Source organism: Burkholderia sp. AU31624 (assembly GCF_020420065.1).
Lineage (GTDB): Bacteria > Pseudomonadota > Gammaproteobacteria > Burkholderiales > Burkholderiaceae > Burkholderia.
On sequence record NZ_JAIZRT010000001.1, the window covers coordinates 730534 to 742945 of the forward strand.

Genomic DNA, 12412 nt, shown 5'->3' on the forward strand with positions numbered 1-12412 from the left:
TGAACTGTCCGGTCTGCCAACAATAGGGGGGGCGTGGCGCACCGACCGTCAATGCCAGTCGTTCTCGAGGTGGCCCATATTCGGATATACTGAATGTCCCTCCGTTAATGGTACAAAAAAATGAAGCCAAAGCAAGATAAAAGAGGAATAAAGGTAAAAGATCCCAGAATGGCACGCCCACAAATTTTTGTCGTAGAAGACATTAAAAAAACGGTGACCGTTCAGCCGATTGAAATTCTTAAAATTGGCGAATGCGAGGTCAGCCTCCCCACACCAAACAATGTTGCCTTATTTTCCAATATCTCCAAAAAACAGCTACAACAAGCCATCAACATTCACGCAAGCCTATTTGGTAAAAAGCTAAACAAATTCAAATCCATTGAAATATTGGACGATGACATTCCACGCCTATTTAACTATCTAGAGTGCATTCAGAGCAGCATTGTTGCAATCTACACCGCCATAGAAGCGTTTTGCAATATCGCAATACCCAAAAACTATTCAATTACGATAAAAAATCAAAAAGGAGTTACTGAAGTCTGGGATAAGACCGCCATCGAACGCTGGCACAAAACTAGCGACAAGATATCCACCATCCTGCCAGATATATTTAAAAGCAAATCACCAAAAGAAATGAGTTTTTGGCCCGATTTCAAAAACCTCGAACTCATCCGAAATGATATTGTGCACCAAAAAACCACGGAAAAAACAAATGAAAATGATGTCGATGCGCGATTTTTGAAAAAACTCCTTGACCCGACAGTATTCAATACAGTTAAATCCGGATTTGAAATAATCAAGTTTTTCTGCGAGAAAGATGCGTCACACGCCTACTTCCCCCTGGGTTTCGGCGAGGCACAGTTAAATCCAGTTACCTTAAACAGCTGGGAGAGCCATTTCCAATTAATTCGCAAAGCCGATGGCATCGACATCTAAATTATTATTAGCGAATAATAGCGCGCCATAAAAATGACCTTCACCCCAAAATGGAGATGGATGAAATTCAAGCCATGCAGGCGTATGTTCGTTGTCGGCAGTGTCTTGACAGGCCGTCAGACGGCGCGCTGACCATTAGCCTGCTCTACGGGAAGCGGCGAGCCGCAAGATTAACGAGTCCGTATTTTTCTGGATGAATCCTCGAATTGAGGATAGTTTTTAGACATACGCAAAGTAGTCGATATAAAATCAACCAAATTAAAAACATCAACAAAACACATTTACCTTAAATGGCCAAGAAAACAAAATATCTTCACAAATTCCTTAGCCGGGCCGATCACTTTTTTGCCGACATCGAACTTGCCGATGTTTTTGCAATTTCGTCGGCATCCGGGGTTTTGTCGCAGAACAACGACGCGCATTTATTCGATTCAGTTGACCCAACTCAGCACCCCACACTGGCACGAAGAAAAAACAACGACCACAATCGACGTCTTGCCGTCAGGCATCTTAAAGCAAGTTTGTGCTCCGGATTTATAAAAGATCTCTATGAGGATTTCAATGAATACATGCAAGACATACTCGAGGCGGCAGCACGAAATGGCATAAACCCAAAGCGCCTGGTGGGTAACCACAAAGTAAACATAGAGGCAAATGATTTGCTTGCCGCGGGAAATTGGGACAGCATAGTCCATATGATAGCTCGGTCTATCTTTCGAAAACTGGAAGAAGAACGGAACACCAAATCGCTCATTCTGGCGATGGATGCCAAACTCGACCTCGGGATCGATCATTCGATTCTAAACACAGCGCTACCATATTTTGAGCTTCGTCATTTACTCGTACACCACGATGGTATTGCGGACGCGGACTTCTGCGTGCGATTTCCATCATTCGGCGCGAGTGTTGGGAATAAAATATCCGTAGAATTTACAATGACTTCGGCAGCTCGATCGGCAATCATCGAATTAGCCAAACATTTTGACTCAAAAGTTATGCAGCATCAGTTAATATTGAAGACCGAATGCCAATAAACTGTAAGCGCTTCAATGCCGCCCAGCAAAGCCCTTGCGTGGGCGTCCCATCCTCGTTGGCATCGCGTCGATACGGTCAGCGTAACTGACTCACCATTAGCTCTGGACTGGCCGCATCACATGGCGACATTTCCGAGGAAAGCAGTCACTCAACCGGTGACGTGACGTAGGCGGCATACGGTGGCTCCTGACCGAACTCGGTCGTCGAAGGCGGAATGGCGCTTGGCCGCGCAGTCTGTGCCGGAAGGATTACATGTCAGTTTATTTCGCCAGAGTGCCGGCACGTTGGCGCTGGAGTGGTTGACGACTTATTCGGGACGGTCGATTTTTTGAGGCGGCGGGGTTAGGCGCGCCTTATCTGGCGCAACGGCGGCAGAGTCATATCGGCGCGTGCGCTTGATGGGGAATTCGGCCATCGGCTGCGCTCGACCCAACTGGGCCGCACAACACGCCGACTTCCAAAAGGCCGTTTCCGAAGGTAAAACGGTCACTCGCATGCAGGCCGATGTCGATTCGGTGCAAGCCGAGCCGCTAGAAATTGCGCGCCACGCCGACCATGAACATGTCCTGGTCCTTGTCGTTGCCGGTTGCGACACGATTAAAGCGTAAGCTCGCCGCCCAATCGTTCGTTACCTGATAGGTCACCTGCGCGCTGAGCAAGGCATTGAGTCTCGTTTTACTCGCGACCTCGTCCCGATCATGCGAGAGATACGGGCCCACACCTGCCGAAAGCGTCCATTTGCTCTTGATCGGCGCGACATACCAGAATTGCGCCGCCACACCTCTTCGGCCGGCGACGCCGTTATTGCCTTCGTAGACGAAGCTCGCCGAATAGGCCCACGCATTGCCGAGCGGCCGCTTGACTTCGACCATATACCCTTTTTCGATCGGCACTTGGGGACGGTTCGTCTGCGATGTCCCGGCCCAAACGCCAACCTGCGTCTTGCCGTCCGACAAAGCCGGGCCAGGATCGCCGCCAAAGTCCGAGCCGATGCCGAAGAGCACCGCGTCGGAGTTGAATCCGTCGATCATCTGCACGTGGTTGTACTGCACCTTGAGGAAGAAGCGGTTGGGGACGACGTAATACCGCACCGCTGCCGAGGCGCGCACGCCCCATCGCTTTTCATTGCGCGGCTGGTCGTCGACATGTGTCGTGTCCATGCTGAAATACGGCCCCGCCGACAACTCGAGCGCCAGGCGATCGCCGACCGGCCAACGAAACGAACCTATGGCGGCGAAGCCGTCACGGTGGTGATCGAGGGGATGCCCCTCGTTCAGATACGCGAGGTAGACCGAGAGGTAGTCATTCAAGACGTCGCCGAAGCCGACTTCGTAGGCACGCCAATGCATATCGCCACCGTTGGTCGCGCGTCCGTCGCCATACACCGCATAGGCGTTGATCGTTCTTTCCGATGGCTTGAACCCGGTCGGCACGCTCGAAGGAGCGTCCTCGGCGTACGCGAGGCCTGCGCCTGCCAGACATCCCAGACCGACGATCGAGCTTGCGAGGACCAAGCGCGAATAGATGCGACGGCACTGTCCCATTTGGACACCCCCTCACCTTGGTAACCGCGATTTCTCGGGCAAGATGACGACGATTATAGGCAGCCTCGGGTAAGAGGGGTAATAGGGGCAATCCGCACAACTTCGGCCGCTGCCCCTTATAGGCAAAGGTCGGGCGGCCATGATCCGATCCGTCGTCATCGCTGAATTCCGGATTCAGCGATCGACTATCGTCGGAGACGATGAAGGCGACCGCCAGTACATTGCCGGCAGGCAGGCATGCGACGCCGGCGTGACGGTCACCGGCTCGCAGCACGATAAAACGCTCCTACGAAAATCGCATCGGCAGCGTCCCCGATTTTCCGGTACAAATCGGGGACGCTGACATTCCCCGCGGGCTATCGGAGACTCTCGTTCATGACTCGGCAACACGCACCGGATATCGCAACGACCACCCGCACGACTCCCGGCGACAGCCCGTCCGCGCCGATTCCCGCCATCGTGCCGTCGAGCACCGCGCTGCTCGTCATGCATTACCAGACCGACATCCTCGGCCTCTTTCCGTCCGTCGCGCCCGAATTGCTCTCCAATACGCGCCGGCTCTGCGATGCGGCGCGGGCCGGCGGCATCGGCGTCTGGTTCGCTAACCTCCGGTTCAGCCCAGGCTATCCGGAAGTCAGCCCGCGCAACAAGAACGGCCAGGGCATCAAGCAACTCGGCCGCTTCATCAACGACGGCCCGTGCCCGGAGCTCGGCCGGCAGCCCGACGAGCCGCTGATCATCGCGCACCGCGCCAGCGTGTTCTTCGGCACCGATCTGCAGGCGCGGCTGGTCGAGCAAGGTGTCGATTCACTCATCATGGTCGGCATCGCGTCGACGGGCGTGATGCTGTCGTCGATCGCCCACGCGAGCGATGCGGACTTCCGCTTGTATACGGTCAAGGACTGCTGCTACGACCCGGACCCGGTGGTTCACGAGCATCTGTTCGCCACCGCCTTCGAATCGCGCACGACGGTGCTGTCGCTCGCGGACGCGTTGCGGCTGCTCGAGTAAACAAGCGGTCGCGCGGGCGATGCGAAAGACCGGCAGGGACTGCGCGCCGGGCTCGCACGGCCCGACGGTGTCGTCGAGAGAGCCAGTGGCGATGCGTCGAACGTCGACGAAGCCGCGCACGCGGCCATGCGATGGTTCGGCACACCCTGCGCCAGGCGTTGAACGCTACCTCTCTTCGTCTGAAGAATCCGGTGTATATTGCCGCCGATACGCCTGCACGCGCGCCATCGACGGTGCGCCCGACCTCATCGAATGCCTACGCCATCCGCCCTGCCGACGCCTGCCGAACTGAACCGCACGCTGCCTTTCGCAGCCGGCGCACGGCCATGGCGGCTCGTCCGCTATGCGTGCATCGACTGGCTCGGCATCCTGCTGTGCTGGGCCGCGATCCGCTTCGTGCCGAATCCGTTCGTCTATGTCGCGGCCGTGCTGCTGATCGCGGGCCGGCTGCAGGCATTCGGCGTGATCCTGCACGACGCCTGCCACCTCCCGATGCGGCGCATGACGCTACCGCTCGCGCTCGTCGAAGCGCTCGCCGGCTGGACGATCGGTTCGTCGATCGCCGCGATGCGCTATCACCACCTGCGCCATCACCGCGCGGTCGGCACCGCCGAGGATCCGTACCTGCACCGGCTGGCCGCGCGCGGCGGCTGGGTGCAGCGCGTGATGATGTTGCGCGGCGCGCTGCTGCCGGTCTGGTGGCCGCTGCGCGCGCTGATGGCGCCGCTCGCGCTCGCGTGGCCCGCGTTCCGGCCATGGTATGCGCGCGGCTTCATGCAGGACCGTTCGCACCAGGATTTGCGCCGTCACCCTGAAGTCATCGCCTGCGCGCGCGCCGACCTGCCGCATTGCGCGGGCTATCTGCTCGCGATCGCGGCCGTCGTGCACTGGGATCTGCCGTTCTTCACGTACTACGGACTGCCGTGGATCGTCGGCGGCATCATGAACGCGAACCGTGTGCTGCTCGAACATCAACACGTCGAGATCGACGAACGCGCGCCGGAATCGATCTGGCAAATGACACGCACGATGACGTTCGGCTGGATCGGCAAGCTCGTGCTGTATCCGCGCAACATCGGCTATCACCAGGTGCATCACGCGTATCCGGCGCTCGCGCTCGAACATTTGCCGGCCGTGCACCGCTACCTGACGGACGGCACCGCGTTCGCGCCGCCCGCATCCGGCCAGACCGGCCCCGCGCACTAGACACACCGCGCGGCGTCTACAGCTCGAACCGCATCACCTTCTCGCCGCACTGCGCGGCCGGCAGCGGCTCGCCGCGTTTCACCGCATCGAGCAGCCGGTCGATCGCGACGTGCACGATGTCGGCGCGCACGTTGTGCGGACGGAAGTCAGGCGCGTTGTCGAGGCCCTGCCGGTGCGCGCGCATGATCCGCACGTCCTGCTGGATCACGAGGTGCGTGTACAGGTTCAGCAGCGGCTGCAGCGCGCGCAGCATCCAGCGCGGCAGCCGGAAGCGATAGGCGATGTACGTATAGACGCGCGAGCGGCGCGCATCGATCGGCGTGATCTGGCTGACGATCAGGAACCCGGAACGTTCACCCCACAGGTAGTCGCAGCGCGTCACGTTCGGCGCGATGAAGCGGTCGACGTGCGCGAGCGGCACGCGATCGGGGTTCGTGAGCCAGTCGAGACAGAAGCCGATCTTGTCATCGCCGTCGTGATAGGTGACGGCCACGCTGTCCCGTGTCGTCGCGACCGTCGCTTCCATCGCCTGGCCGCGGCTGCTGCGAAAGATCCCGTCGTGCACGAACACCGTATGCGGCACGTCCATGAAATTCTGCGCGAGCATCGCGATGTCGCCGTCGAACGTGTTCACCATGAAGTACGACTGCCACGGCGTGACATCGCGGAACGGCATCCGGAAAATCGCGCGCGCCGACGGATCGCCCGCGCCGAGGTACACCCACACGAGCCCGTCGAGCAGTTGCACGGGCAGCGTGCGCTGCCGGAACGGATAGCGGCCGGGCAGGCCCGTCGGCTGCGTGCCGTCGATGCTCGGCACATGGACGACCTGCCCTTCGCCGTCGTAGCGCCAGCCGTGATACGGGCACACGAGCGTGTCGCGATCGACCTTGCCGGCCGACAGCCGCGTGCCGCGATGCACGCACTGGTCGATCAGCGCGGCGATCCGGCCGTCGCGCTGCCGGAACAGCACGATGCCGGTATCGAGGATCCGCACGCCGAGCGGCTTGTCGCGCGGGAGTTCGCGTTCGGTGCACGCGACGAACCATTGCTCGTGCAGGCCATCGGCCGGCGGCGCATGCTCGTGCGCCGCCGCCGCATCGCGCGACGGGCAGTCGTGCCCGCATCCGCGTGGTTCGATCATGTCGTTCATCGCGTCAGTCATTCGTCATCGCCAGCAGCGCGCCGGCCACCGGCAACCGCGTCACGAGTGCGCATGGCTTCACGTCGCCCGCGCGGATGCCGGCCCGTTCGGACGCCTGCTGCTGCAGGTCGCCGAGCCGCGCCGGCGATCGGCCCAGTACGCGCACGCGCAGCGGGCCGAGCTGGCCGAGGCGGCGTGCGTGCGCGTAGTGGAACGCCTGCACCAGTTCGGCTTCGACGGCTGCGCACATTGCGTCGGCTGCATCGGTGCCGATGTCGCCGGCAACGCACAGCACGTAGTGCGGCAGCCCTTCGTTCGCCACGCACGGCACGATGCATGCGCCGACTTCGCTGTGTTGTCCACGCGCGCGGTTCAGCGCGGCGGCCGCAAGCTGTTCGTCGAGCTTCTCGCCGACGAGATCGACGCTCGCCGCCGCGCGCCCGACGAACGCAATGCGCGGCGTGCGCGCGGTCATGCCGACCACGCACACGCGATCGCCGAGCGCATAGCGATACAGCCCGCCGCCCGTGGTCAGCAGCACCTGCACGTCGTCGCCGGGGCGCAGCCCTTCGACGTCGCACACGCTGCCGTCGTCGCGCACGAATTCAAGGTAGTGACTGCCGATCGCGAGCGGGCAACCGTCGCCCGTGCCGAACGGAATGCTCGCGACACCTTCCGTCGCGAACAACCCCTTCGGCAGCCATTGCGCCTGCGGAAACCGCACGCGCAACGCGTCGGCGTAATGCTTGCTCGGGCCGTCCAGCCAGCAGCTCACGGCGGCCAGGCGCGGCCACAGCGCACGGCAATCGCCCGCCTCGATCGCACGGCGCAGCGCGGCGCGGCGGTCGGCCGGCAGCGATGCGTCGACCCACGCGAGATCGCGCGCGCTGTCGGCAGCGTCGCGATCGAACAGTGGGCGCAGCACGCTCGTCAGGAACGTCGGGCTCCATACGCTGATGAATGCGAGCGCTTCATCCGCAACGAGCGCACGCAGCGTCTCGCGTCGCCACGTCGCTGCGTTACCGGTCAGCGGCGGCACGAGCAGCGTCGACGCGAGCGCGGCCGCGCTGCTGTCGCCGAGGTAGTCGAGATCGCTCGCCGAGCCGACAGGAATCCCGTTGGGCGCCACGCCGGGCGCCTGCAGCGGCGGCGACATCGACCAGTACGCGCGCCCTTCGCCGAGCGCCGGACAGGCGCGATACATGTCGGCCAGCCATACGATCATCGCGGCCTGCAGTTCGCGCAGGAACGCGGGCGTATAGGGAATCAGCTTCTGGCGCGCGGTGCTGCCGCTCGTGCGTTCGAGGAACACCGGACGCTCGGCGGTCAGCACCGGTTCCGCTTCGTGCGACACGCGATCGAGCCACGGCAGGAAATCGGCGGCCGCATGCACGGGCACGCGCTCACGAAACTGCGCAGGGCTGTCGATCCGGTCGAATCCGAACCGGCGTCCGAATGCGGTATCGCGGTTCGCGGCGAGCAGCGCCGTCAGCCGCCGCGCCTGCGTGTCGCCCGGTGCGTCGAGGCCGGCTTGCCAGCGATCGACGTCCGGCTGCGCGGCGCGTGCGAACGTGCGCCATGCGTCGGCCGGGCTGCGGGCGAAGATATCCATCAGAAATAGGTCTTGTCGAGTTGCGCGAGATCGTCGGGCAGCCGGCGCGGCGGCGCGAAAATCGTGAGCCAGCCGTACCACAGCGGCCGTGTCTCGCGCAGGTCCGACACCGCGTGCATGTCCTGCCAGCGCAATGCGGGGCGGCGATGATGCGTGAGGTTGTAGTTGAAGTTCAGCAGCAGCCAGCGCACGGGTGTCGGCGCGCGCATGTTGTACGTGCCTTCGACGACGTCGAGCGGCGTGCGCATGTGGTACACCCATTGCAGCGACGACCACGAGAACGCGAACGCGACATACGCGACCAGCACCGCCGACGCCGACCAGTCGAGCAGCCAGCCGGCCAGCAGCCAGGCGCCGACCGCGGCAAGCGTTTCGTAGCGGATGCGGCGGAAGTCGGCCGTCGTGAATTCCTTGAAGGCGGCCGCGTAGGTGTTGTCGTCGCCGCGCGCGGCGAGCCGCTGCATCGTGCGACCGGGCACCAGCGCAAGCACGAAACTGCCGACGAAACTGCCGAGCCAGATGCCGCCGAGGATCGCCGCGTAGTATTCGATGCGCTTGCGCAGCAGCGATTCGTCCGCGGTCGCGAAATCCGCGCGCTCGGCGCGCGTGCGGTTGCGTACGTGATGGCCGAGATGGTTCACGTGAATGAGTGTCGCGGCCGCGCCGAACATCGTGGACGCCCACCACATCATCATATAATTCGCGATCGGCCGGCGATGCCCGAACCCGTGGAAGGTTTCGTGCATCATCGAGAACACGCCCTGCATCACGAGGCAGAACGGCACGAGCACGAGCCACTTGATCGCGCCGGCGCCGGTATGTGAGAGCCAGGTGAGCGTGCCGGCCCACACCACGCTCTGCAGCGCGAGCACGAGCAGGTTCGCCCGGTCGTAACGTCGGGTCTGCGCGGCGGCGGCTTGCGCGCTCGGTCGGTTCATGGCTCGGAATGGCGGTTGTTTGCACGGGAGGATACAACAGATGCGTCAGCCGCCGGTAACGGCCCGCGGCCCGTCCCTGGCGGGGCGGAACTAGCATGCGGCCGTTTCGCCACCCGAGCACCGACAGCCCCGCGTCGCGCATGCCGACCCGCGACGTGCGCTTCGCGATCGACGAACGCATTCCGCGCTTCTGGTATCGCGGCACGTGCCATGTCACGCGCTTCTTCGACGCGTTTTCCGTGATGTTCCCGCTCGGCGAGCGCTTCTTCATCGAAAGCGTGCGGCCGTTTCGCGACCAGGTGGGCGGCGATGCATCGCTCGCGGCCGACGTCGACGCGTTCGTGCGGCAGGAAGCGTCGCATATCCGCGTGCACCGGCGCTACAACGCACGCCTCGCGTCGCAGCACGTGCCGGTCGACGCGCTCGAGGCGCTGCTCGAAACACGCCAGCGCAATGCCGCGCGACAGGTGGCGCCCGTCACGCGGCTCGCGCTGACGGCGTGCCTCGAGCACTACACGACGATCCTCGCGCACCGCCTGCTGAGCGACCCGGCGATCCTCGACGGCACCGATCCGACGATGGCGGCCGTGTGGCGCTGGCATGCGATCGAGGAAACCGAGCACAAGACCGTCGCGTTCGACGTGTTCACGGCGGCCATGCCGAACGCGGTGCGGCGCTATGTCGTGCGCTGCGCGGCCATGCTCGGAATCTCCGTCTACTTCGTGATCGACCTGTTCTATTTCGTGCACCGCCTCGTCGCCGTCGACGGGCAGACCTGGAACCTGCGCGGCTGGCTGCAACTGCTGCGCTGGCTGTTCGTCGCGCCGGGCATCTTCACGCGCGTGATGCCGATGTGGCTGTTCTGGTTCTCGCCGCGGTTCCATCCCGACCGCCTCGACAGCGATGCGGCATTGCGCGCGGCACGCGCCGCACTCGAACCGTATCTGGCCACTGCCGAACCCGAGCCGGAGTCACACGCATGACACGCGCGCCGTGGACGCCCGACGGGTTCGACGACTGGCGGCGCCACTATCCGACGACGCCGTTCACGCGTGCCGTGCCGAACCTCGACCGGACCGACGCGTTCATCGAAGGCTGGACACGGCACGCCGCCCGCCTGCCGCTGACGACGACGGTCGTGCTCGTCGCCGGGCTGTATTCGGAATGGCTGCCCGGCTGCAATCGCGGCGCGCGGCAGACGCTCGGCGCGGCCGGCTATCGCGTGCTGACGGTGCCGGTGCGTTCCGCGCGCGGCGTGTTTGATCAGGGCGCGCATATCGGTGCATACCTGCGCAAGCACCTGCCGGCCGGCGGCGAATTCGTCGCGCTTGCGCACAGCAAGGGCGGCATCGACACGCTCGCCGCGCTCGTCGTCGACCCGGCGCTGGCGGCGCGTTGTGCCGGCCTCGCGCTGATGCAGCCGCCGTGCGGGCCGTCCGCGATCGTCGATACGATCTTCCGCCACGGCATGCCGTCGCACGTGGCCGCACCGTGGCCCGACCGCATCGCACGCCGCATGCTGCGCACGCGCTGGGCCGACGCCGGCACGCGCGACATCAGCAGCCGGCGCGATCCGCGCGTCGGCGCAATGCTTGCCGCGCTGCCGCCCGACCTGCATCTCGTGCACGGCGTGAGCTGGTCCGTCGAGGCGTCCACGCGCTTCGATTCGCATCACGGGCGGCTGAACGGGCATCGTCCCGGCTGCGCGCACGACGGACAGTTCTATCTCGACCACCAGGTGATGCCCGGCATCCCGCAGGTCTGCCTGCCGCGGCTCGACCACGGCCAGCCCGTGCTTGGCGGGCTCGGCTTCGACGCCGGCCGCTTCTGGCTCGCGTTCGCCGACCTGCTGCACGTCACGCGCGCTCAGACCAGGTAGATCTCGAAACCCGGCACGCGGCCGGCCAGCAGGCCGTCGACCGGCGCGGCCGGCTCGCCGGTCGACAGCGTATAGAGATCCATCGGCGTACGCGTCGCGTGGTAGCGCGCGAGCGCCGGCCCGAGCGGATCGCCGTCGTACAGGCACAACTGCATCAGCGCATGGCTGTTGCGCACGCGCAACCACGCGGCATCGAGCAGCGCAGCGAACACGGACGGATCGCGGTCGCGCACCTGCAGGTGCGTCAGATAGACGTCTCGCAACGGCTCGCCGGGCGCCGCGATACGCGGGCGGCGCAATGCGGGTGCGACCGCATTGAATGCGACACGGACCGCCCGCAGCGGCAACGGCAGCCGTTCGAGCACGATCCGTTTGATCTCGCCCGCATCCCACGGCGCGACGCAGCCGACCAGGTTGTCGTGCGCGTCGAGCGCCAGCAGGAACGCGTCGATGCCGAACGATGGCCACGTGTCGAGCCGTCGCGCGAATTCGTCCGCGGAGAACACGCCGCCGAACGGCTGGCGGCGCGATTCGGCATCGAGAAACGCGCGCAGTGCGTCCGCATGATGCGGCTGCGCATCGACGATCCGCACGCCCGGCACGCAACGCGGCACCGACGACAGCCCGCGCTGCGCGTAGATCGACACGTTCTCGTAGCCGTGCCAGTGCGTGAAACGCAGCCGGTTCTCGCGCCGCGAGCGGACCAGCGACTGCACCGCGAGCCGGTTATCGCGGATCATGCAGCAATACGCATGCTGTACGCCGGCGTCGGCGCGCAGCGTCGCGAAGCGCGCGCGCACCGAGTCGGTCCACTCGCGCGACAGCCGCCGGTCGTGCATCAGCCGCAGGTCGCCGAGATAGGCGACCGGCTGCGCGCGCTCGCCGAGATAGCCGTCGCGCACGACGAGGCTCGCAAGCCCCTTCAACGACGCACGCTCATCTTCCGCGAGCCAGACCTCATGATGCGGCGCGTGGCAGCGATGCAGCGCGAAGTAGTCAGGCGCACGATCGAAGCGCAGCGGCAGGCTGCCCTGCATCGCATGACGGGACTGGAAATCGAGAATGCGCGCGTTGTCGGCCGACTGCGCGAGACGGATCCGCATGCGC

At 63.7% G+C, this 12412-nt stretch carries 11 protein-coding genes; 6 read left to right on the forward strand and 5 right to left on the reverse strand.

The window, feature by feature from the left end; all coding sequences use genetic code 11:
- Nucleotides 1-120 precede the first annotated feature (120 nt).
- On the forward strand, nt 121-936 hold the full coding sequence (locus tag LGM89_RS03390) for a hypothetical protein (protein ID WP_226272282.1): 816 nt from the start codon (nt 121-123) through the stop codon (nt 934-936).
- 290 nt (nt 937-1226) lie between these two features.
- Entirely contained in the window at nt 1227-1970 is a 744-nt protein-coding gene (locus tag LGM89_RS03395; RefSeq protein ID WP_226272283.1) for a hypothetical protein, read from the forward strand.
- A 531-nt stretch (nt 1971-2501) separates the two neighbouring features.
- Here LGM89_RS03395 and LGM89_RS03400 read toward each other — a convergent pair.
- Entirely contained in the window at nt 2502-3515 is a 1014-nt protein-coding gene (locus LGM89_RS03400) for a hypothetical protein (RefSeq protein ID WP_226272284.1), read from the reverse strand.
- Nucleotides 3516-3890: 375 nt separating this feature from the next.
- Here LGM89_RS03400 and LGM89_RS03405 point away from each other — a divergent pair, with 375 nt between their 5' ends.
- A complete protein-coding gene (locus LGM89_RS03405) occupies nt 3891-4526 on the forward strand; it encodes an isochorismatase family cysteine hydrolase (protein WP_226272285.1) in 636 nt (211 codons plus the stop codon).
- Nucleotides 4527-4778: 252 nt separating this feature from the next.
- On the forward strand, nt 4779-5732 hold the full coding sequence (locus tag LGM89_RS03410) for a fatty acid desaturase family protein (RefSeq protein ID WP_226272286.1): 954 nt from the start codon (nt 4779-4781) through the stop codon (nt 5730-5732).
- Nucleotides 5733-5748: 16 nt separating this feature from the next.
- Here LGM89_RS03410 and LGM89_RS03415 read toward each other — a convergent pair whose 3' ends face one another.
- The 3 genes from LGM89_RS03415 to LGM89_RS03425 are packed head-to-tail and all read right to left on the reverse strand — an operon-like array spanning nt 5749 to nt 9426.
- Entirely contained in the window at nt 5749-6897 is a 1149-nt protein-coding gene (locus tag LGM89_RS03415) for an aromatic ring-hydroxylating oxygenase subunit alpha (RefSeq protein ID WP_226272287.1), read from the reverse strand.
- Complete coding sequence (locus LGM89_RS03420) at nt 6890-8488, reverse strand: GH3 auxin-responsive promoter family protein (RefSeq protein ID WP_089496447.1); 1599 nt, start codon at nt 8486-8488, stop codon at nt 6890-6892. Before LGM89_RS03420 ends, LGM89_RS03415 begins: the two co-directional genes overlap by 8 nt.
- Nucleotides 8488-9426, reverse strand: coding sequence for a fatty acid desaturase (locus LGM89_RS03425; RefSeq protein ID WP_089496446.1), 939 nt, complete (start codon nt 9424-9426; stop codon nt 8488-8490). Before LGM89_RS03425 ends, LGM89_RS03420 begins: the two co-directional genes overlap by 1 nt.
- Nucleotides 9427-9521: 95 nt before the next feature.
- Between LGM89_RS03425 and LGM89_RS03430 the strand changes: the two genes are divergently transcribed.
- Together LGM89_RS03430 and LGM89_RS03435 are read left to right on the forward strand one after the other, a co-directional pair.
- On the forward strand, nt 9522-10409 hold the full coding sequence (locus LGM89_RS03430) for a metal-dependent hydrolase (RefSeq protein WP_226272288.1): 888 nt from the start codon (nt 9522-9524) through the stop codon (nt 10407-10409).
- A complete protein-coding gene (locus LGM89_RS03435; RefSeq protein WP_226272289.1) occupies nt 10406-11305 on the forward strand; it encodes a hypothetical protein in 900 nt (299 codons plus the stop codon). Before LGM89_RS03430 ends, LGM89_RS03435 begins: the two co-directional genes overlap by 4 nt.
- Here the strand turns inward: LGM89_RS03435 and LGM89_RS03440 are convergent.
- The gene (locus LGM89_RS03440) at nt 11293-12408 is read right to left on the reverse strand and encodes a hypothetical protein (RefSeq protein WP_226272290.1); all 1116 of its coding nucleotides are present in this window, start codon (nt 12406-12408) and stop codon (nt 11293-11295) included. The two genes, LGM89_RS03435 and LGM89_RS03440, sit on opposite strands and share 13 nt — an antisense overlap.
- Between the last annotated feature and the right edge of the window lie 4 nt (nt 12409-12412).